The organism is Streptomyces prunicolor NBRC 13075 (genome assembly GCF_000367365.1).
Classification (GTDB): Bacteria; Actinomycetota; Actinomycetes; order Streptomycetales; family Streptomycetaceae; genus Streptomyces; species Streptomyces prunicolor.
This window is the reverse complement of record NZ_BARF01000108.1, coordinates 27,342-47,604: the sequence shown is the minus strand read 5'-3', so window position 1 is coordinate 47,604 and position 20,263 is coordinate 27,342. Positions and strand designations below refer to the sequence as shown.

The following is a 20,263-nucleotide window of genomic DNA, read 5'->3' as shown; positions in this document are numbered from 1 at the left end:
GTCGTGCTAGGCCGCGGTGCCGTATTGGGACCTGCGGGGCGGTCGGGCCTGGAGACGTTGTGCGGAGGGCATCGGGGCCTGGGGCACTCGGCCCGTACGCGATGACGTAGTTGTCGGCGCAGGCTGATGCGACCGCGGAGGGGTGCGCTGCGCGGACTGCGGGGCCGGCTCTTCGTGGATGCGGATGATCTCGGCGAGGTGTCCGGCGGTGAAGCGGTATGCGCGACCGACCCGCGTGTGCGGTATCAGGCGCCTTCGCGCACGGTCCTTGACCCACCAGGCAGAGCAGCCGAGCGTCTCGGCGATCTCCTCGGGGCGGTAGAGGCGGGGCAAGGCTGCTTCGCCCTCGGTGCGGGGAAGCGGGCGTGTGAGAGCAGGCGGCGTTGCGGTGTGGTGCAAGAGCGGTGGGTTCCTAACTCGGTGGCGGGCGTACTCGGTCAGCGGCGCTGAACGAAACTCGTCACTGGGCGCTCGGCCTCCTGAAGCAGCACGAGGGGCGAGACGAGGAGGGCTTGAGCGAGGGCGACGAGGTCGTCAATGTCGCAGCGGCGGTGGGCGCGTTCGATGCGGGACAGCATCGTGTTGGTCATCGGACGGCCGAGCTCGCGCTGGGCGAGGCCGCGTTCGGTGCGGAGGATTTCGATGGCACGGGCCGCCTGCATTCCTGCCAGCCCGATTTCCAATGAGCGTGGGGGCATGGCTCCAATTGAAAGGCTCAATCGCCGGTTTTGGTAACCGGCGATCGTCGGCTATGTTGCGCTCGCGTCGTACGCCGGGGACACGTTTCCGGGGGCCGAGATGGGGGCGCGGACGGATGCGTCGATCGATGCTGTGACGTGCGGTGTTGTGTTGTAGCTTCCCCCTCGGCGGCGCGTCAACGGCTTGCCGATGTGATGCTTCTGGCTTCGCCTGACGGTCCGTAATTTCGGCAGCGGCCGATCCGGGTTTATAATTTTGGGGATGCCCAGCTCGAAGTAAGCGTTCGCCGTCAGCTGTCTGAATTCCTTGGCGGAATGCTGGACTTGAGCGGCATTGATGTGGCTGTCTTGGCTACACGACGCCACCAGCCCTCCCCCGCGCCTTCGGCCGGGGCGGTGGGCCAACCCCCTCCCTGTGCACCGCCCGACAAAGGGCCGACTGCACCTCCATGCACTGACCCCCAGGAGCCGCCGCCCGATGAGCTACGACGCCCGCGAATGGGTGTGGGACCACAGCCACAGCAAGGGCACCGCCCGCATGGTCCTCGCCCTGATCGCCGACCGGTGCCGCGACCAGCACTGCGTCGCCTACGCGTCCGTGCCCACCCTCATGAAGCGTGCCAACGCCTCCCGCACCGCCGTGCGCGACGCACTCGCCAAGTTGATCGCCGACGGCGAGGTGGTGCAGCTCCCCGACCGCAAGGGGCCCAGGGGAGAGACGTACTACCGCCTCCCAATCGCCGCCCAATTCATCGCTGATGAGTCCCGGCAGGGGGACCGGAATCCGGCACCCCAAGGGGGTCGGAATCCGACCCTCGGAGGGTCTGAATCCGACCCTGCCGAGCCTTTCAAGGGGGGATCGGAATTCGACCCCGGGGAACAGAATCCGGCCCCCAGGGGGTACGGATTCCGACCCGAGGGGGGTGCAGATTCCGACCCCCAGATCAGAAGAGAACCGAAGGTGAACGGTAAGAGCAGCAGCAGCTCTGCCCCGCTCATCTCCGCCAGCGAGTGGCAGATCGACGGCAGCGCCCGCGCCTGGCTCCAGCACGACGGGCATCTCGACCGGCTCGGCGAGCACGGCCTGCATACCGCCGACGCGAAGTGGCGCACCTATCGGAGTTCGTGGGATCCCCGCACCGCCGACGCGTGGGCCGCCTACTGGCGCGCGTGGATCGCCCGGGAACGCACCCCCACCCCCGGCCGCCCGAACCTCTACGCCCTGCCCGGTGGCACACCCACCCCCACCTCGACTACCGGCATGACGCGCTCCGAGGCGCACATGGCCGCCCTTCTCGCCGCCCTCGACGAGCCGACCGGAACGGAGTAACCCGCCTTTGGACCGACGCGAAGTCGCCGCCGTCCTCGCCTACATCGGGCGCCTCGATCCCCGCACCGCCCGCACTGGCACGGACGAAGCCCGTGACCAGATCGTCCAGTGGCACGACCTGCTCGACGATGTGCCCTTCGCCACCGATCACGGCTGGGACGTCCGTGAGGCGATACGGGCCCACGTCCTGGAATCCCCGTACCCGATCCTCCCGGTGGACGTCGCCCGCAAGTGGCGCGCCTACCGACGCGACCGCCTGGACCGGCACACCGATCCCACACCGGTCGCCGACCCGGACAACCCCGCCGCCTGGCGCACCGAACTGCTCCGCACACGGCACGCCGTCGCCACCGGCATGGCCGCGCCCTCCCCGCACCGACAGCTCGCCGGGGGCCCGCACCGGGACATCGATGCCCGCCTCGCCGCCGTCGGATCGCCCATCCCGCCAGCCGTCCGCGCGGCGCTCGCCCCCTACCGGCCCGCGCGTGCGGCCCGCGAGGCTGCCGTCGCCGCCGGACAGCCCGACGCTCTCAGCGTCCCGTGCCGGTGGTGCCACGCAGACAAGGGTGAGCCCTGCCGCAGCCGGCGCCTCGGGCTCGACGGCCACTACCGGGGCAACGCACCCCGCACGAGGCCGCACCCCACCCGCGTGGACCTCGCCGTGGCGGAGCTGGCCCGGCAGGACGCCGCGTGACCGGCGGCTGCCGTATCGGCGCCGGTGCCTGACCAACGGCCTGTTCGCCGCACCCGAATCTCACCTTCACCGCCCGCTGGCAGCACCGATGCCATGCCCCGCCGGCTTCCTCGGAGACCTCACCTCACGCCCGCCTATGCCCACCCTGGAGATATCTGACTTGCCCTCCCCCACCCCGATAGCCTCGGCCGACATCCCCAGCGCCGACAGCCATCGCTCCCCCTTCGCCCGTCTCCGGGCTCGCTACCGCCGCCGCGCAGACGTACGAGCTGGGAGTCATCGTCCGAACCGCGGTGCACGATTCACCCTCGTCGTCGGCCTGATGGCCGTGGTCCTCATGGCCTTCCGGGTCTCGTGGAACGCCTTGTCCGACGTGGCCCGCGCCATCGGCGCCGACCCCACCGCCGCCCTGTTCTACCCGATCGTGGTCGACGGGCTGATGGCCCTCGCGCTGATCGCCACACTCGTGCTGCCCGATGCCGACCGGAAGTTCGCACTGCGGGTCCTGGCGACCTACACGATCGCCAGCCTCCTGCTGAACTACGTGCACGGCCTCACGCCGGCCCTGCACACCACGCCGACCCAGTGGGGCCGACTGACCGACTGGGACCCGGCGAACTGGGCCCTCGTACTGCTGGCGACCTCGCTACCGGTCGGGTCGATCTACTTCGGGTCGGACCTCGTGGCGAAGGTGCTGCACCACAACCCCGAGTCGGCTGACCCTGCCGAAGCAGTTGGTCGGCAACCCGACGAGCAGGCCGCACGGTCGACCTCTGATCAGGCCCGATCGGCCCCCGAGCCGCCGACCGAGTCGGACCCCGCAAAGGCCGCCAAGACGCCCGTGACAAAGCCGACCGAAGCCGACCAGGCGACCCGCTCTGCCCGACCGCTCCAGTCAGCCGCCAGGGTTGAGTCGAGCAGAGCCGCCCCACGCCGTGCGACCAGTCGGGTCCCCGCCACCACCAAGTCGGCCGCCGACCGCACGCGCACCAACGCCGAAGTCCTCGCCGAGGCCCGACTCCTGACCGCGAGCTGGAGCGACGACCGGCTGACCGCACAGCGCCTGCGCAACGAACTCAGGATCAGCCAGAACCGCGCCCGCACCCTGCGCGACCAGCTGCAGACCGAGCGCACCGACCGGCCAGACCCCGCCGCCCACGACGGCTCCGAGACCGAGCCTCTCGACGGACCCGACGAAGCCGCCTCCGAGCGCCAGAGGCAACGCGGCACAGCCGCCGTCGGCACCACCTGAGCCCCGCAAACACACCGACCGCCCCGCCCTTCCGGCTCACCCCGTGCCCCAGGCAGACAAGCCCGGGGCACGGGGATTGCGCACAGCGAAGCACCCGGCAACAGCACCCACGGAGAACCGACCCATGCACGACCCGAACTACGAACTCCCCACAGCCGAAGGGGAGATGACCACCGGCCTGAACAGCGCAGCAAGTTGTACCGGAAGCGATGCTTCCGGAATTCCCGCCCCGAGGGTGGCGGGAACAGCCCGGCGCCAGGGGGCACCGGGCAGTCAGGCTGCGACCGAGGGCGGACCGCAGCGAGGACGGAGGCAGCAGGCCGAGTCCGTGTCGACCAGACGTCAGCGTGCCCGTCTGCCGAAGTCCCGCAAGCGACTGAAGCAGCCCAGCTGCCGTATGAACGACACCGAGTTCCAGCGATTCACCGACGCCGCCGCCCACTGCCAAATGTCCAACGCCGCCTTCCTCGCCTACGCCGCCGACAAGGCCGCCCGCGACCTGAACCGCACCGCCGCCGAAATCGCGACGGAACGGGAAGTCATCAACGAGCTGTTCGCCGCCCGCAGGCACCTCGGCCGCATCCACGGCCTGTTCAACCAGGTCGCCAAAGCCCTCAACTCCGGCGCCGACGCACCCCACCTGGACGCGGCGGCCGAGGCCGTCGGCAACGCCGCCCGCCGCATGGAGGACGCCGCAGATGCCCTGCTCGCCCACCGCGACGGCGGTGCCCCTGAGTGATCCCCAGCATCCACGACCGCGGCAGCGAGACGATCGGCCTGATCAGCTACCTCTACGGCCCCGGCACCAAAGAGGAGCACATCGCCCCACACCTGGTGGCCGCCTTCGACCCGCTCACCCCCGACCCCGGCCGCGACCCGAAGGCCACGTACGAACAGCTCCAGCACCTGCTCGACCAGCCCGTCACCGCACTGCCCGCTGGCAAGCGACCCGAGAAGCACGTATGGCACCTGTCCGTACGGGCCGCCCCCGAGGATCCGATCCTGTCCGACGAGGACTGGGCAGCCATCGCCCGCCGCATGGTCGCCACCACCGGCATAGCTCCCGACGGCGACGAAGCCGCCTGCCGCTGGGCGGCCGTCCGGCACGCCGACGACCACATCCACATCATCGCCACGCTCGTACGCGACGACGGCCGCCGACCCCGCCTGCACAACGAGGCCCGCCGCGCCCAGGCCGAGTGCCGCCGCATCGAAGCCGACTACGACCTGCGCCGCGTCCCGGCCGGGGACGGCACCGCCGCCAAGCGGCCGACCAGCGCCGAACGCCACAAGGCCGAACGCGAGGGCCGAGACCGTACCGCCCGCGAGGAGCTGCGCGAGACCGTGCGCCGCGCAGTGGCCGGCGCGACCAGTGAGGAGGAGTTCCTCGGCCGCCTCAAGAACGCCGGGCTCCTCGTACGTACCAAGGTGCTGCCCTCCGGCAACTTGCAGGGATACAAGGTCGCCCTGCCCGACGACCGCAACAGCGACAAGGAACCCGTCTACTACGCCGGATCCACCCTCGCCCCCGACCTGTCCCTGCCCCGCATCCGCAAACGCTTCACCACGGACCCCGCCCCGCGAGACACCACCGACAGCGAACGGCCGGAACACCCCACAGCGTCATCAGCGCCTGCCTCGGCCCGGCGCACCGCCACTCATGCGGCCTGGGCAGCCCTGCTCGTCCTCGACGCGAACGGCGACGATGGCGCGGCTGCCGCCCAAATCGCTGCCACCAGCGAGGTCCTCGACGCCCTCGCCAAGACCTCTGCCCTACACACTCGCAACGAACTACGCCAGGCGGCCTGGGAGTTCGAGCGCGCCTCCCGCTCCCACACCCGAGCCGAGTTCCGCCACGCACAGGACCTGCGCCGAGCAGCCCGCGACCTGGTTCACAGCGGGCCCGCGCTCGGCCGGGGCGAGGACGGCGCCAGCACCGCGATGGTCCTGGACACGCTGATCTTCCTCATCATTGCAACCGCCCACTGGCACGCCCAGCGACAGCACGCCCAGCAGGCTGAGGCCGCCCGCCGGGCCGCCGTGCACCTGCGGGCTGCCTACCAGCAGGCAGCCGTCGCACCCCTCACCGTGCTGCGCGAACGTGGCCGCCGTATCGCCCCGTCCCTGCGCCGTCACTACGTCGGCACCGTGCGCGCCGCCCTACCTGACCTCGCCGAGACCATCCTGACCGATCCCGGCTGGGACGCCCTGGCCGCCACCCTCACCGATGTCACGCAGGCGGGCCACAACGCGCAGGCTCTCCTCGCCGAGGCCGCAGCCAACAGGGAACTGGACACCGCCGATTCCATCAGCGACGTCCTCGTCTGGCGACTGCGCAGCACGGCTGGCCTCCCCGCCTACGCCCCCGCCGCGGAACTCACCCCAGCCAGCAGCATCACGAACCGTCACGCCAGTGCACCACACTTCGCAACGCCCTCGGCATCACGCGCGCCGCGCCGCTGAAGCTGGCGAAGGGCCATCGCCGACACGCCAATGCCACCGAGTGCGCGCTGTACGTCGGGCCCGACCGGCTCTCCCGGTCGGGCCCGCAGCATGCGCCTGTACCAGGCCATCTATGACGTGCTGGAGGGTCAGGTCGAGCTCCTGGTCGGCGTGGTGGACGAGGTACCCGGGCAGGACGGTGGCCGGTTGTGGGCCGGCTACAGGAGCGGCGGCAGAACGCCGTGATCGGCACGACTACCTGCGCCGGTTCGTGCGCGTGACAGCGATCAGGCTGGAGATGCCGGGAATGGGCAGCGGTTCCGGTGCACCGGTACGCATCGCCCTCCAAACAGTCTGGTCCCGGATGTCGCCAGCCGCTGCCGCCCGCGCCTCGGCGACGGGCGCCTCCCGCCGCACCGCTGCTACGGTCGCGACCATGAGGCTCTCCGTCTCCACGGGTCAGGCTATTGATCTACGGGTACAGCCGGTTAACGACGTCCTTGATCGCGTCGAGCGGTCTCTGCAAGTGCACTTGCTCCCGGACACCGTGGTACGCAAACGCCGATCCGTGGGGGCCAGGACGGTCCGTGGCACCTGGGTGCGGATCGAGCGGCGCTTGCTCGACAAGATCCCCGATCAGGGGTGGAACGGCACTGAAAGTGCCGCCCGCCTGGAGGGCATCGCGCAGCCCGAATGGCACGGGTGTGTGGTCTGGCGGGACACGGACGCGCCGGCGATGTGGCGAGCCGACGAAACCGAGCTCCTGCCGGGAGACCCCGTCGGAAGCGCCATCTTGAGTGAAGCCCCGGAGCTGCCGGATGACTGGTGGGAGGCGTTGAACGCCTCGCTGGACTCTCTGGCGGCACAGAGCACAACGCGGGTCGCCACACCGGACACCGTCACCATCACCCAGACCCTCGTCACCGAGTCCATCCGCGGTGTCTTCTCCGGCGACTTCGATACGACCGTCGAGCGGTGGGTACCCACCCACGCGGACCTGAACTGGGCGAACGTGACCGCGCCGACGTTCAGCCTCTTCGACTGGGAAGACTGGGGTAACGCGCCGCGAGGGCTGGATGCGGCCTCGCTGTGGGCGAGTTCCATTGCTGTCCCGGTTCTGGCCGATCGCGTGCGGCACGAGCGTCGGTCTGACTTCGAGAGCCGGGAGGGCAAGGTGATGACGTTGTTCGCCTGCTCGAAGATCCTCGGCCCGTACGCGCATCCAGAGGATCCTCGGCTGGAACCCGTTCGGTGCATGGCAGAGCGGGTTATCCAGGAGCTTCAGGCAGGCTGAACGCGCGAGCGGTTCTGCAGGAGACTCCGGTACCACTGGACCAACCGTTCCTCGGCTTTGCCGACTAGTTCGTCGAGACAGGTGGTTTCGTCGGGTCCCACGGCGAGGAAGCCGAGCCGCGAGAGGTCATAGGCGGCGCTGAACGCCGCCTACACACAGGAGAGTTGGCTACCGCCCCAGCGGAAGTCGGCAACACCGCGTTCCGAGCGGTCATCATCCTGTTCGACGAGCACCTGCGGGAGGGACTGGTCGGCGTCAACTCCCGTGACCGCGGCCTGCTGTACGTCGACGATGTGCCCGCACTGGCGCCCTCCTCGACGTGCCCGAAAACTTCTTCTGCAGCGATCCACGGGCCTTCGGCACCGACGAGCGCGCTGACCACACCCTGACTGCTCCTGCCGGCCTGCGCGGTGGGAGGGGGCTCCGTGAAACGACTTACGGATCCCCAGGCTGCGAACGGCTGTTGCGCAGGAGTGGCTAGCCCGCGGTGAGATCGCCGGAGAGGCTGATCTCGATGGGGCGCTTCAACTTGCTGCCGTATTTCCAGTCCAGGACGCCGTCGTACTGGAGGCGTCCGACGACGATGCCCGGGGCGATCCCGGCCCGGCGGGCGAAGGCTGTGATGTTGATGAAGGGCATGGGGCGCTGGGCGAGTTGCTTGTAGGCGGCCGCGTGCTCGGGCGGGATGAGGGTTTCCCTGGCGAAGGCGTCGGCTTCATCCTCGCTGCGGTCTCCTTCGGGGGTCGTGTCGTCGTCACGGCTTGTGTTGTCGATAAAGGTGAGGCGTTTGCCGTGCAGGAGGACATGGCCGAGCTCGTGGAAGACGGTGAACCAGAAGTGGTCGTCCTTCTTAAACCGGCCACTGAGTGCGACTCCGACCTTTTCCGGGGTTAGCCATCGGGTGACGCCGGAGACGCGGCTGTTGGGGGGCGCAGCAACGAACACCACCGCGACGCCTGCTCGGGCGCACAGGCGCGGGATTTCGGTGCGCCAGACGGCGGGTTCCTCGATGGTCAGGGCGCGCAGCTGGGGAAGTAGCTCAAGCAGGGCCGCGCGGTCGTAGGGTGCGCAAGGGATTTCGCGTGCTCTGAGTTCGGCCTGGCGCAGCCAGACGGCGGTGGCGTAGTCGTCGGGCGTGAGGACGGTGGAACGCCGGAAGGCAGTCCGGTAGCTGCCCCACACGTTCTCTGCAACCTCGGGGTCGGCGACACCGAAGAACGCCAGCAGACGCTCGAGATTGTCCACCGTGCGCTCTTTGGTCGGCAGGATGCCCCGCTTGACCAACTCCTGCAGGGAGAAACGGTCGAGCCAGTCGAGGCGGCGACTGAGAGCTTCACGGCTCTGGGTGCGGCTGACGTGGGTGCGCCAGGTGGCCTCCATCTGGTTCCACAGGGAAGCCGAGATTCCGACGGCCCGCTCCAACAGAAGGGCAGTCTCGGGGGTGAGGACGGCGCTCCCCTGAACGATCTGGTTGATGTGCTTGGTCGACAGCCCGGTGCGGCGGGCGAGGTCCGCCTGAGGGATGCCGAGGACGTCGAGCTGCTCTTTCAGCGTGTCGCCCGGAGGCAGGGCTTCATCCGGTGCGAACGGGTGCGGGGCGGAGGGCCGAGTCACGTGAGTGCCTCTCGGTCGGCGATGCTGCGGGGCGGGCCTGGTGGCGGGGTCAGGGGCGATGGATTGCTGCGATGAGCACAGCGCGTACGGCGTGCTCGTCCAGGGCGCCGTCGTCGAGGGTGTCGGGCGGGTCGTCGCGCGGGCGGACCACGAGATCGCCGTGATCACCGAGCGACACCAGCAGAGTGAAGCAGTCCCCGTTGGTGGCGGGCCGCAGCCGCGCGGCCGCAACCTGCCGCAAGTCAGCCAGGTGAGCTGCGGCCGCCATCTGGCCAAGACGCCGAAGCAGGGTGGTCGCCCCGTCGAGGCCCAAACGGTCCCTGCGGGCATGGCCGTTGTTGCAGACGCGGGCGAGCTCGGCGTCCTCGAAGACGATCTCCACCAGCGACCTCAGAATCCTTTTCCGTGCACCTACTGCTTCCATGCTATCCTGCCGATCAAGCTCGGCAAGGTTTCATGCACCTATTGGGTAAATGAAACTTAGGGGTAGGGTGTGGTCTGTGCTACCGCAGACCACCGCAGGAGATCGGAGGGACAACCATGGCAGGCAAGAGCAGCGCATCCAACAGCAAGCGGGGCCGCAGTGCCATCACGGGCCGGTTCGTGAAGCAGGCCACCGTGAAGCGGCACCCGAAGACAACGACCAACGAGAGCACCGGCAAGGGCGGCAGGAGGAAGTAGGCCGCCAGCGCCTCGCGACGGACCACGCATTGTCAGTGGTGTGAGGCAGGCTCAGCAGACCAATGCAGTCACGACCAGACCGGAGGGCCCGATGGCTCACCTCAAGCAGCAGTTCAAGGATGCGCTGAGCTCCATCGAGCCCGGCGACGACAAGACCAACGCGCCAGAGGCGCATCGCCTCGTCCGTGACGCCCTCAAGGCTGACGCCAAGCTCGTCGAGTACGGCGTCAGCCCGGTACTGATCGGCTCCTACAAGCGCAACGTGTCGATCCGCAGGATCAAGGACGTCGACGTGTTCGTGCGCCTGCCCGATGTTCCGAGCGATGTCACGTCGACGGACATCCTCGACAGGTTCTTCAAGGTCCTGCATGCGGAGTTCGCCACCGACGCCGACGGGCACCGGCGCACCAAGCGCCAGGACCGGAGCCTGCAGGTCTCCTTCCCGGAGTACGACCTCTACGTCGACGCGGTGCCTGCCCGCCCCTACGGCGACGGAACATGGGAGATCCCCCAGAAGGGCGACGCGAACGAGTGGGTTCGCACCAACCCCGACGGGCTGACGGAGCTGTCGAGCACGATGAACGCGAACCACGACGAGTACTACGTACCGACCGTCAAACTGCTTCGCCAGACTCGTCGTGCCCTGCTCGGTAAGAAGAAACCGGGCGGATTCTTCATTGAGATGGCCGCCTACCAGGCGTTCGCCTCAGGCGCAGTCTTGGGCAACGATCAGGCGGAGTACTACGTCTGCGCGCTCCGGGAGGTCAGCAAGATCATAGAAAACTTCGTGGCCTACGGCATCGCGGTGACCGACCCGACCCTGCCCGGACACACCATCCGCATCCGCGCGACCGACGCCGAACTCGACAGCGCGCGTACGCGGTTCACCGATGCTGCAGCGTCGGCAGAAGCTGCGCTCGACGAGGAGGACGAAGGCAAGGCCGCGCTGGCGTTCCGGAAACTGCTGGGAGAGAACGGCGATGGAGACACGGTCTTCCCGATGCCCCCCGGCTTCAACGAGGACGGCAGCAAGAAGGCATCCGCGATCTCGCCCGGCGCCCGCGTCGTTCCTGCGGGCAAGAGGACCTTCGGGTGACCTCTGTCAGCTTCGACGAGTACGTCGCCTACGCACGGCTGCACTTCGAGGAGGGCCTGATCCGCGCCGGGTTCCAGGAGGTGGAAGCAGGGTGGGAAGGACCTGTCCCGCACTCGGCGGGCACGACCCGTGTAGTGATCGACCTGCCGCCCCGCTTCCCGTTTCGGCCGCCGAGGGTGGTGCCGATCGATCACGACGCGGTGCCCTGGTCCTGGCACCGTGACCCGGACGGCGCGCTGTGCCTGATTGCTGAAGAAGATCACGACGGGTTGTGGTGGATGGAGGCACCGGCGTTCCTCGAACACGTCACAGCATGGTTCGAGCACTCGGACACCGGATGGACGGACGATCGGCCCGACCTCGACCTCGACCGGTACTTCCATCAGTCTGCGGACCGGCGCCTCTACCTCTACGACGACCTCGGCCAGTACCTCAACCGCTCCGTCCGCTTCAGCCCGGCCAGCAACAACACGATGCGGATCAGGCACGGCATCCGTCCCAGGAAGGCCCTCAAGCCCAGCAAGGACCGCTTTGGGTACGTGGCCGATCTCGGCGAGGTCGACGTGCCGCCGCGAACCTGGGCAGACATCTGTGCCCGGCTCGGCTCGAACGCGGATCTGGACCGCAGAATTCGCCAGCAGTCGGTCGCGGTCGTCGTGCTGGCTTACCGACGAGGCACCCACGAGGGCGCGATCGTGCTGGACGTAACGCCCACGGAGGGCGGCACGGCCGTCACACGTCTGCGCTCGAGCGCAGACACCGAGGCCGCACGGTCCGCTCGCGCGGGCGTCCTCGCTGCCGAACTGCGTGAATCCAAAGTTGCCGTGGTCGGCGTCGGCGCTTTGGGCTCGTTCATCGCCGACATGCTGGTGCGCTCCGGTGTCCGTCACCTCACTCTCATCGACGACGATGTGGTCATGCCGGGAAACCTCGTCCGCCACCTCGTCGGCCCCGACGCAGTCGGACTGCCGAAAGCCGAAGCGGTCAAGCGACACCTCGTCAGGCACAACGAGGCGCCGGCCGCAGGCATCGACACCATCAATAGCGCCCTTACCTCGGGTGCCGACGCGGTCGACCATTTGCGGAACCACGACCTCGTCGTGAACGCCACCGCCGACTTCGCCACCACCGCGCTCCTGCATGTAAGCGCCCTGACACTGGGCACACGGGTCCTGTCTGCGGCGCTTCAAAACGACGGCAGGACCTATCGCATCGACGTACTGCCACCGATCGACGCTGCAGCACCGCTGCCGCCTTCGACGACCAGAGCCGACACCGAGGCACCGCAACTGTTCGAAGCAGGCTGCGGAAGCCCGATCTCCCCAACGCCGCCCCACGCGGTGATCGAGGCAGCAGCGGCAACCGTCCGCCACGCCGTCGGACTCCTCGTGGACCGCCCCCTCCATCCTGCAGGGGAGACGCGCCACCTCCACTCCGCACCACAAGGGAGCCACCACCAGTGACCCGGCCGGCACCACGGATCGAGCTGCGCCAGGAGGCATACGAGGTCATCGCGTCCGCGACCGCGCAGCAACTGCCGCGGGAAACGGGTGGCATCCTCCTCGGCTATCAGGAAGACGCCAACGTCGTTGTCACCCATGCCCTCGTGGTCGACGGACAAGAAGCGTCCACCCACAGGTACGTGCGCGATGACGTCAAGGCGAACACGCTCCTCGCAGAGTTCCTGGCCCAGCGAGCGGACGACGATCCAACCGGCTACGTCGGCGAGTGGCACAGCCATCCCGCACCGTCCGGACCGAGCCCGACGGACCTTGCCGCGATGCGGGCAATGGCCCGGGAGCACGACGGCCCGATCGCACTCCTCGTTTACGCTCCCGGCGGGACGGACCCCTTCCCCGGACTGATCACCCGGCGCCAACGATGGGGACGCGTCACCAGCAAGGCAGCAACGGTCCTTCCGCCACCACAGAGATTCAAGGCGCTGGGGCCACTGCCCAAGGGCGCAGTCCGGCCCGACGGCGCGGTGTTCATCTCCTACCGGCAGTCTGACGGGTCCCCGCAGGCCGAGTCGATCGAGAACCTGCTCAGGGCGGCCGGTCTCGTCGTGTGGAGAGACCATACCGACCTGCGCGCGGGCACAACGACCGATCGCCTCGAACAAGCCCTGACCCAAGGGCTTTCAGCAGCCGTGCTCGTCGTGACACCGGACATCGTCCACAGCGACATCGTCCGAGAGCGTGAACTGCCTCGGCTGCTCCAACTGGACGAGGACCCCGCCTTCAGCCTGTGCATCGCGAACAAGACCGCCAGAGCGGGAAGCGATACACGGTGCGACTACGACGCGCCGGACCGACTCCTAAGACTCGCTCCCTCCCGGACCCTCGCCGACAAGAAGCAAAGCAACATGCTCCAGCCGTCCGGCGAGAGCGAGATCGTGCGCGACCTGCTGATGCACCGAGTCGAACAACGCAAGCCCGCCATTCACAGCCAGAACCGCGCCTTCACGATCCGAGTCCAGACCCGCCCCGCGCCCTTCGCCATGGACGCGGGCGAGGACGACCTGCACATCCGCATCAGGGCAGCCAGCGACGGGCGTCTGCCGTATCGAGAGGGACTTCAGCTCCTGCAGACCACACTGCCCCTGACCAGCGACGCCGTCTATGCGGCCGGCGCGCAAACCGTACGCGTCTTTGGCGGAGCTCACCTGTCGGTAGCCCTGGCCTTGGGAGCCGCCCTGCCCGAGACCAAGATCGGCAATGTCGAGGTGGTCGACACCCGCGGCGCTCAGTGGACGTCTGCAGAAAGTGGTGACGACCCACTGACCAGCGAACTTCATACGCAACCAGTTGACCTCGAACAAGCGCAGACACCCGACAGCCACGACCGCGTCGCGATCTTCCTCAGCCTGACTGCCAATCCGGATCAGACCGCATTCGAGCAGCTCCTGCACGAGTCCAGCGACGGCTTCGCCGCGGCCGCCGTGATCTCCGTCGCCGGCGAAGACCGACTCGACCCGCGCGAGGCCGCACGCCTCAGCACGGCTGCCGCGCAACAGATCAAAGCGTTTGCCGCACACAGCGGCCGTGCGGAGGTGCATCTCGCTTTCCACGGCCCCTACACGATGGCTCTACTCGTAGGGCGATACCTCAACACACTGCGCACCGTCGTCTACGAGTGGGACGGTGCGACCCCTGGGAGGCCCCGCTACACCCCAGCTCTCGTACTTGAGCCAGGTGTCACCGGCGGACCGATCACCGAGGTCCTGCTCGACCAATAGGCGTGGCAATGCACACGCAGCGTGCCAGCCGGTCTTGCCCCGCCTGGCTGGAGTTGAAGCAGTGCACCACGGGAATGTTGTTGAGCCAGGCGTTGATCCGGACGAGGTTGATCGCGGCTCCGGTGAGCTGGTGCTGGAGGCTGGTCTTGGCCATGCCGCAGTAGCGGGATTTACGCAGACTATGTGCCAGGACAGCCTCGAAGGTGGTGCTTTCAATGCCCGCGCGGATCTTGTAGCGCTCTTTCCCTTGGACGGTCTTCTGCTCCTTGTGGGCCTGGTGGAGGACGTCGGTACAGGGCCCCTGCGCCGCTTCTCTTCGATGAGCACGGCCAGCCTGGGCGACCGCGTCCGCCCGCGTCAGTAGGTGATGGCGAGCCGCACGGAAGGCCGGTCGATCACGGCCGCGTCGGCGAGTTCACTGTCCGGTGTGTCCGCGGGGTAGGCGGTGATCGTAGGTTCAACGGTCCTGGCCAGGCTCCAAGCACCGATCTGCGTGCAGATCCGCTCGGCGAGATCAGCGCCGGCCGGGCCGTAGCCGACGGCACCGAGTCGGAACCGGGGTTCGGCACCCGGGTCTTCGGCGGTGTGCTCCAGGGTGAGGTACGCGATCGAGTCGCCCTCGACGAGGGCGGGGCTCAGGGCGGGTGAGGCGGGGCGGTGAAGGCCGGCCTCCATCGCCGCGGGCTTCGCGGTGATACGACAGGTCGCTCGCTCGGTGGCGCTCAGGCGCAGCCATACACCGTCGAAGGACTCGACGGGGCCGACCATCGCTTCGGTCCAGACGACCGACTTCGGTCGGGTGAGGGCGTTGCGCAGGAGTTCCGGGACGATGGGTTGGTCCTCGTCCCAGTAGAGCCTGACGAGCCGGTCGTCGTCGATGTAGTCGTTCCGCTCTCCGTCCTGGCCGATCACCGGGAGGAAGCCGCACATCTTCACGGAGTCGGACGTTATCCGGGCCTTCTCGCGTCGGAACGCCACGGACCGCGACAGCCCGCGCCATCGCAGCGGGACCACGAGGCGTCCGCCGACGGCGAGTTGGTCCCACCAGGTTCCGGGGAGGTCCCACATGCCGACGGCGGCGATCATGCGGTCGTAGGGGCTGAACTCCTCGGCGCCGAGGGCGCCGTCCCCCGTGACCACGCGAACGTCACCGTATCCGTTCGCATCCAGCATCCGACGGGTGTAGGCGGTCACATCGGGGGCGATGTCACACGTGGTGACCTGCCCCGACGGTCCGGCGAGGTGTTTGAGCAGGGCGGCGTTGTAGCCGGTGCCGGCCCCGATCTCGAAGACGTTGTCCCCTTCGCGGACCGCGAGTTGGACCAGCATGAAGTGCACGACGTCGGGCTGGGAGGCGCAGCTCAGCGGGAGTGCGTCCTCGTCGGGGTTCTCCTTGATCGTGACGCTCTTGTTGGCGTACGCCTCCTGGAGGGACGCGTCGGGGAGGAAGGCGTGGCGGGGTACGGTCCGCATGGCGGTTTCGACGCGTGCGTCGCGGAGGCCGGAAGGGTCCTGTTGCAGGATGGCGTCAACCAGGCGGTTGCGCAGGTCCTCGGGGGAGGCGCCCGTGTCCGTGTTCATCGCGTCCTTTCGGAAGGTGCCCGGCCGTGCGTACGGCGCGGGCAGAGCGTACTCATTTGCTCTGGTGTGCGGGTGTCGATCGCGACGTCATCCAGCGAGAAGCAGGCAGTGGTCCCAGGGGACCGAGACCGCCGTGTTGACGGCGGTGGTGAGACGGACCAGGTGGATGCCTGCCGTGCCGTCCATGAGACCGGCTCCATGTGGTAGTCCGTTGTGGTCCAGGTGCTCCTCAAGCCGGATATTCAGGTGGGGCAGACGCGCCGCGAGTTCGTCGTCGATGGCGTCGGCGGCGGCACGGGAGACGGTCTGTACGAGCCCCGCCCAGCCGTGGCAGAGGGATGCATCCGTCAGCTGGGCGAGCTGCCGATCGTCGGCCAGGCATCCGCAGAGGGCCTGTTCGGCCTGACGTTGCCGGTCGCGGTCGCCGAGGGCGAGGCCGGCGAGTTGTTGGGCGCGGGCGATGCCGGGGGTGCCGTAGCACCAGGACGGGCGTGTCGGTCCTGGGCTCTGGAGCTTGCCGCGCCGGTGTTCGTCGCGGGTGATCAGGCTCGGCCACCAGGCACGCGAGCCGGTGCCTGTGCGCCAGCGATCCAGCCAGTCGCAGATCCGAATGATGGCTCGCGTTTGTCCGGGCACCGTGTGACCGCGGCGCAGAGCCGTGGCCAGCAGCGCAAGTGGTCCGGTGATGCCGTGGGCGACGCCGAGGTTGCCGTGCCCGCCAGGCCATCGTGGCGAAGGTTTCAGATCGGGGCTGTCGCTGGTCCACCAGCCTGGCAGCGGCTGCGCGTCGACGGTGATCGGTTCGGTGAGTCGCACCAGGTAGGCAAGGGTGTCTCCTAGTTCCGCCTGGTTGCTGCGGTGCAGGTGGTACGCGCCCAGCCCGGTCAGTCCGCTGATGATGTCGTACTCGCCCAAGGTAGGCAGGGCACCGCCGTCTATGCGGGTGTGTGCCTGCCCGAGGCGGTCGCGCGTGACATCGGCGAGGTACCTGTCCAGGGTCGCCAGGGAGCGCTCAGCGGTGTTCGTGTGCGAGAAGCTGAGGACGTAGGCAACAGCTGGGGCACCCTCGTAGAGTCCGCACGCTTCGGGGACTGCCTGGATCGGGCCCTTGAGCATGGCGGCGGCCCACGGCCGGAGCGCGTCCGGATCCTCTTCACCGGTGTGCGCCCTGACTGCGTGCAGCAGGGCGACTCCCGCCGCGCCTGAGTACAGCGATTGGCCCCAGCCCGACCGGGTAGGCGTCGGCAACGCGTCGATGTTCATCGACTGCTCTCCCCCGGCCAAGCGGCCCATGCGACGGCGGACTGCCGTGCGAGGCGCCGGCAGATCCTTTCGTCCTCCCGATCCACGCCGCGCAGACGGTTGTGGTGCATGTGGAGGAGAGACTCCAGGACGGAGTCGAGGTCCATGCTCTCGGCAAGGCGTTCGCGGTATAGGGCCAAGGCAACGGTGCGCCGGTGCCACGCCTGGGCGAGCGCGTCACCCCAGCCGCGGGCACGTGGCGTGCTGCGGCGAATGAGGTCGATGGCCTGGTCGCTGGCGTCTCGTTCGACGTGGGCGGGAGAAGCAGGGCGGTTCGTCAGCCACCGCATGCCCTCGTCGGGGCCGAGCAGGGCGCAAGCGATATCCACCATGCCGGCCGCGGCCAGCGCGCGACCGTCCACGCCGTCGGTTCCCAGCCTCTGCAGGGCGGCGAGGACGTAGGCCGAGTCAGCCGCGAACACCGTCTCGGCACTGCGCAGGGCGGCGCCGGGGCCGTAACGGCCTGTCTCCGGGGTGTACGTGTCAAACACGAGCCTGCTGCTGAGCCCCTCACGGCGCAGCCCGGCGGCCCATCGGGCGACCAGCTCGGTGCAGGTGGTGTGCTGCCCGGGGCTACGGGTGCGGATGCGCAGGCGCAGGTGGTCGAGGTCGTGCGGGGCACGGTAGCGGACGAACCACCACTCCGGTGCGTCGGGGAGCTGGGCCACGAGCCCCGCGAGGTGAGCGCCGATCAACTCCTCGAACTGGTCAGGGTGGGTGTAGATCTTGGCGTTCAGCCAGGGTGCCTGCCCCGACCCCGGTACGGGTCCGAGGGTGCTGTTGGTGACCACGGGGAGGAAGCCGGAGAGCGGGTCGGGGACCGGCGGGCAGGTGTTGGTCATCGGCAAGGCGATCTCGTGGACATGGCCACCGATCCAGCCGTAGCTCTCCTCGGGCGGCGCCTCTGTGAGCACGGCCTCGCCTTCCCGGTCCAGGTGGGCGCGCAGGACGGCAGCATGGGCCAGCACGTCGAGCTGCAGCCGCCGTGTCCGGTCGTCCTCCCTCAACTCGACAGCACCGTGGCAGTGCCACCGCTTCCTCCACCAACCGAGGGCGTCCGCCCACTCCCCCGTGTCAGCGCCACTGCCCGGCAGCGCGTCGGCGGTGAGGTTCCAGCGGCTGGGAGAGAGGATCACCCGCCTGTAGCGGACGCGCGGCAGGAACGGCAGCCGTGCGCCGTGCGGCCCCCAGTCGAAGCCGGTCCAGGCAGGACCGAAGGCGCGGGTCAGGTGGGCGAGGAACCGGGCAAGGGGCGGGGGTTGCTTGTCCAGGGCCATGGCGTGGAAGACCTGCGGCTCCACCACACGGCGGCGGGAGATGCTGACCAGGTAGAGGCGGGTGTGCGTGGCCGTGACTGCGAGGTCGTCGACGTCGATGAGTGTCGGCGCAGTGTCGTCGAGGCCGCGGTGCTCGCCCAACGGGATCACGTGCGGGAGATACGCGGGGACGCGGGCGACGTTCTCGGTATGCGGGTACAACGGCGGGAAGGACAGCTGCGCGGTCAGCGCGTTCTCGACGCCGGCGGGGACTCGGCGGTACAACTCGTCCAGTCCCGTGCCGGTGGCTACCGGAGTGAACCGGGAGGTGAGCGTTCCCGCGGAGCGTGCCGGTGTCACCGTGAGCATGAAGTTCCCGTGCTCCAGGGTGGACAGGCTGTCGGCGTGGAGGCGCGCACACATCTCCACGTGGGGCGGTGCCTCCTGCCAGATCTGCCCGTCGTCGGCAATGCGGTCGATCAGTTCGTCGGTGAGGACGATCTCCCTGCTGCCGTCGGCCAGTGCCTGCCAAGCCAGTGCCAGCAGCCTCTCGTCTCGCCCGGAGAGCTCCGGTGGCGGCGCGGTCATACGGCTGCCGGGGTACTCGGCCGGGTATCCGAGCCCAGTCGCCGGGTCGACGACCTCCTTCACCGGCACGAGGGTGCCGGTGCCGTACCGCTCCCAGAATGCGACCTGATACTCTTTCCATACGCCCTGGCCTGTCGGCCGACGCGTCAACCGCAGCAGCACGTCGGCCGCCCTCTCCATCTCTTGCGCGACGCTCTCGGGGATCCGCGCCTCCGCGTCCAGCACCAGATCGACAGCCAGAGGGCTTCGGCCCGCGTCGGAGAGCCGGCGCAACTGCGCTGCCAGCGCCTGCCGTTGAGGCTCCTGGCGGTTCGCAGGCAGTCGGTTGTGCTCGTGTACGGCGCGTTGCACCGCTTCGAGCTCGTGCAGAACCTGTGCGGCTTCGGGAACCGTGTCCGCGTCGGCGCCGTGCAACCGCGCGATCAGGTAGGCGAGCGGATCGGTGTCCGTCATCGGCGCGCGCAGGTTGGTAATGAGGAACTTCTCGCGTATCAACGCGCCGAGCAGGGTGCCAATGGTCTTCGGCTCAGTTCGGGGGAAGGAGGCGGCCAACTGCTCAGCGAGAGCGGCGAAGCGGACCGGCCCGCACGCAACGTCCTCGATCACACGGACCGCGCTGGTGCGTCGGACGGTGGCCCCCATCGGTCCGCCGTGCGGAACGTGCAGGCGTCCGCCACGACGCACCGCCAGGTTGTTCAGGACCACGTCCAGACGCTCCAGTAGGTCGGGGCACGCCTCCAGACGGACGATGACGTCGTCCAGCCACTCGGTGTCCACCCGCGCCACAGCCCGGTGCACGTCTCTCCATCTCGCGTACGGTCTGGAGCCCACGCTGACCGGGGCCACCCCCGCGAAGAGGCCGAACGGAGTCGGCCGCCCCGCGGCGCGCAGCACGTAGCGGACGGTGGCCATGGCGGCGCGCCGGACCTGCTTGGGGCGTGCCAGCACTCCGGCGCAGATTGCGTCGACGCGTGTGGCGAGATCACCGCTCGCCTGCCGGACTGCGTCGGCGAACCGCGCATCGGCCCACACCTGCATCAGCCACCTGACGCACGCGTCCGTATCGGACGGATCGGGCCACCATCCCGGTAGATCGGTCAACGGCATCGCGGCGGCCCGGAGCAGGGCGGTGCCCGTGTGCTGGTAGAGCTTTCCGTCGCTTCCCATTTCCAGTTCCTCCGCCATCAGTGCTGTGAA

20 protein-coding genes are annotated in these 20,263 nt (G+C 68.8%); 12 read left to right on the top strand and 8 right to left on the bottom strand.

Annotated elements, in window-relative coordinates; translation table 11 throughout:
* Window positions 1-6 precede the first annotated feature (6 nt).
* Together SPR02S_RS65350 and SPR02S_RS57850 are read right to left on the bottom strand one after the other, a co-directional pair.
* Entirely contained in the window at window positions 7-399 is a 393-nt protein-coding gene (locus SPR02S_RS65350) for a helix-turn-helix domain-containing protein (protein ID WP_078623193.1), read from the bottom strand.
* 38 nt (window positions 400-437) lie between these two features.
* Window positions 438-698 carry a helix-turn-helix domain-containing protein gene (locus tag SPR02S_RS57850; protein ID WP_043258942.1) on the bottom strand — a complete coding sequence of 87 codons (261 nt, stop codon included), beginning with the start codon at window positions 696-698 and terminating at the stop codon, window positions 438-440.
* A gap of 478 nt (window positions 699-1,176) precedes the next feature.
* On the opposite strand from SPR02S_RS57850, the gene SPR02S_RS45585 reads away from it, so the two are divergent.
* The 8 genes from SPR02S_RS45585 (at window position 1,177) to SPR02S_RS45550 (ending at window position 8,099) form a co-directional block, all read left to right on the top strand.
* Window positions 1,177-2,028, top strand: a complete 852-nt coding sequence (locus SPR02S_RS45585; protein WP_019063735.1) for a DNA-binding protein — start codon at window positions 1,177-1,179, stop codon at window positions 2,026-2,028.
* 7 nt (window positions 2,029-2,035) lie between these two features.
* The gene (locus SPR02S_RS45580; protein ID WP_019063734.1) at window positions 2,036-2,722 is read left to right on the top strand and encodes a zinc finger domain-containing protein; all 687 of its coding nucleotides are present in this window, start codon (window positions 2,036-2,038) and stop codon (window positions 2,720-2,722) included.
* 322 nt (window positions 2,723-3,044) lie between these two features.
* Window positions 3,045-3,974 carry a DUF2637 domain-containing protein gene (locus SPR02S_RS45575; protein ID WP_019063733.1) on the top strand — a complete coding sequence of 310 codons (930 nt, stop codon included), beginning with the start codon at window positions 3,045-3,047 and terminating at the stop codon, window positions 3,972-3,974.
* Window positions 3,975-4,371: 397 nt separating this feature from the next.
* A complete protein-coding gene (locus SPR02S_RS45570; RefSeq protein ID WP_019063732.1) occupies window positions 4,372-4,713 on the top strand; it encodes a hypothetical protein in 342 nt (113 codons plus the stop codon).
* A complete protein-coding gene (locus SPR02S_RS45565; RefSeq protein ID WP_019063731.1) occupies window positions 4,710-6,437 on the top strand; it encodes a relaxase/mobilization nuclease domain-containing protein in 1,728 nt (575 codons plus the stop codon). Before SPR02S_RS45570 ends, SPR02S_RS45565 begins: the two co-directional genes overlap by 4 nt.
* A 90-nt stretch (window positions 6,438-6,527) precedes the next feature.
* On the top strand, window positions 6,528-6,662 hold the full coding sequence (locus tag SPR02S_RS65895; protein WP_019063730.1) for a hypothetical protein: 135 nt from the start codon (window positions 6,528-6,530) through the stop codon (window positions 6,660-6,662).
* Window positions 6,663-6,852: 190 nt separating this feature from the next.
* Window positions 6,853-7,710, top strand: coding sequence for a hypothetical protein (locus SPR02S_RS45555; RefSeq protein WP_026151477.1), 858 nt, complete (start codon window positions 6,853-6,855; stop codon window positions 7,708-7,710).
* 164 nt (window positions 7,711-7,874) lie between these two features.
* A complete protein-coding gene (locus SPR02S_RS45550; protein WP_019063727.1) occupies window positions 7,875-8,099 on the top strand; it encodes a hypothetical protein in 225 nt (74 codons plus the stop codon).
* Window positions 8,100-8,187: 88 nt separating this feature from the next.
* On the opposite strand, the gene SPR02S_RS45545 is transcribed toward SPR02S_RS45550, so the two are convergent.
* On the bottom strand, window positions 8,188-9,324 hold the full coding sequence (locus SPR02S_RS45545) for an ImmA/IrrE family metallo-endopeptidase (RefSeq protein WP_019063726.1): 1,137 nt from the start codon (window positions 9,322-9,324) through the stop codon (window positions 8,188-8,190).
* A 49-nt stretch (window positions 9,325-9,373) separates the two neighbouring features.
* Window positions 9,374-9,706 carry a hypothetical protein gene (locus tag SPR02S_RS45540; protein ID WP_019063725.1) on the bottom strand — a complete coding sequence of 111 codons (333 nt, stop codon included), beginning with the start codon at window positions 9,704-9,706 and terminating at the stop codon, window positions 9,374-9,376.
* Window positions 9,707-9,864: 158 nt separating this feature from the next.
* On the opposite strand from SPR02S_RS45540, the gene SPR02S_RS64210 reads away from it, so the two are divergent.
* From SPR02S_RS64210 to SPR02S_RS45520, 4 genes are all read left to right on the top strand, one after another.
* A complete protein-coding gene (locus SPR02S_RS64210; protein WP_019063724.1) occupies window positions 9,865-10,005 on the top strand; it encodes a hypothetical protein in 141 nt (46 codons plus the stop codon).
* Between the two features lie 91 nt (window positions 10,006-10,096).
* Window positions 10,097-11,101 (top strand): nucleotidyltransferase domain-containing protein, encoded by a 1,005-nt coding sequence (locus SPR02S_RS45530; protein ID WP_019063723.1) that lies wholly within the window; start codon window positions 10,097-10,099, stop codon window positions 11,099-11,101.
* 134 nt (window positions 11,102-11,235) lie between these two features.
* Window positions 11,236-12,564, top strand: coding sequence for a ThiF family adenylyltransferase (locus tag SPR02S_RS45525; protein WP_245607739.1), 1,329 nt, complete (start codon window positions 11,236-11,238; stop codon window positions 12,562-12,564).
* Window positions 12,561-14,339, top strand: coding sequence for an SAVED domain-containing protein (locus SPR02S_RS45520; RefSeq protein WP_019063721.1), 1,779 nt, complete (start codon window positions 12,561-12,563; stop codon window positions 14,337-14,339). Before SPR02S_RS45525 ends, SPR02S_RS45520 begins: the two co-directional genes overlap by 4 nt.
* Here SPR02S_RS45520 and SPR02S_RS61140 read toward each other — a convergent pair.
* The 4 genes from SPR02S_RS61140 to SPR02S_RS45495 form a co-directional block, all read right to left on the bottom strand.
* The gene (locus SPR02S_RS61140; RefSeq protein WP_078623192.1) at window positions 14,314-14,700 is read right to left on the bottom strand and encodes a transposase; all 387 of its coding nucleotides are present in this window, start codon (window positions 14,698-14,700) and stop codon (window positions 14,314-14,316) included. The genes SPR02S_RS45520 and SPR02S_RS61140 overlap by 26 nt on opposite strands.
* Window positions 14,697-15,920 (bottom strand): methyltransferase, FxLD system, encoded by a 1,224-nt coding sequence (fxlM, locus tag SPR02S_RS45505; protein WP_019063718.1) that lies wholly within the window; start codon window positions 15,918-15,920, stop codon window positions 14,697-14,699. Before fxlM ends, SPR02S_RS61140 begins: the two co-directional genes overlap by 4 nt.
* Before the next feature lie 87 nt (window positions 15,921-16,007).
* On the bottom strand, window positions 16,008-17,183 hold the full coding sequence (locus SPR02S_RS45500; protein WP_063746316.1) for a lanthionine synthetase C family protein: 1,176 nt from the start codon (window positions 17,181-17,183) through the stop codon (window positions 16,008-16,010).
* Complete coding sequence (locus tag SPR02S_RS45495) at window positions 17,180-20,233, bottom strand: lantibiotic dehydratase (protein WP_019063716.1); 3,054 nt, start codon at window positions 20,231-20,233, stop codon at window positions 17,180-17,182. Before SPR02S_RS45495 ends, SPR02S_RS45500 begins: the two co-directional genes overlap by 4 nt.
* Window positions 20,234-20,263: the final 30 nt, after the last annotated feature.

What these genes read in the sequence shown, in the direction of transcription:
- SPR02S_RS57850 (WP_043258942.1), bottom strand. Translation starts at nt 698, where the DNA reads ATGCCCCCACGCTCATTGGAAATCGGGCTGGCAGGAATGCAGGCGGCC.
- SPR02S_RS45585 (WP_019063735.1), top strand. Translation starts at nt 1,177, where the DNA reads ATGAGCTACGACGCCCGCGAATGGGTGTGGGACCACAGCCACAGCAAG.
- SPR02S_RS45575 (WP_019063733.1), top strand. Translation starts at nt 3,045, where the DNA reads ATGGCCGTGGTCCTCATGGCCTTCCGGGTCTCGTGGAACGCCTTGTCC.
- SPR02S_RS45570 (WP_019063732.1), top strand. Translation starts at nt 4,372, where the DNA reads ATGAACGACACCGAGTTCCAGCGATTCACCGACGCCGCCGCCCACTGC.
- SPR02S_RS65895 (WP_019063730.1), top strand. Translation starts at nt 6,528, where the DNA reads ATGCGCCTGTACCAGGCCATCTATGACGTGCTGGAGGGTCAGGTCGAG.
- SPR02S_RS45555 (WP_026151477.1), top strand. Translation starts at nt 6,853, where the DNA reads ATGAGGCTCTCCGTCTCCACGGGTCAGGCTATTGATCTACGGGTACAG.
- SPR02S_RS64210 (WP_019063724.1), top strand. Translation starts at nt 9,865, where the DNA reads ATGGCAGGCAAGAGCAGCGCATCCAACAGCAAGCGGGGCCGCAGTGCC.
- SPR02S_RS45530 (WP_019063723.1), top strand. Translation starts at nt 10,097, where the DNA reads ATGGCTCACCTCAAGCAGCAGTTCAAGGATGCGCTGAGCTCCATCGAG.
- fxlM (WP_019063718.1), bottom strand. Translation starts at nt 15,920, where the DNA reads ATGAACACGGACACGGGCGCCTCCCCCGAGGACCTGCGCAACCGCCTG.
- SPR02S_RS45500 (WP_063746316.1), bottom strand. Translation starts at nt 17,183, where the DNA reads ATGAACATCGACGCGTTGCCGACGCCTACCCGGTCGGGCTGGGGCCAA.
- SPR02S_RS45495 (WP_019063716.1), bottom strand. Translation starts at nt 20,233, where the DNA reads ATGGGAAGCGACGGAAAGCTCTACCAGCACACGGGCACCGCCCTGCTC.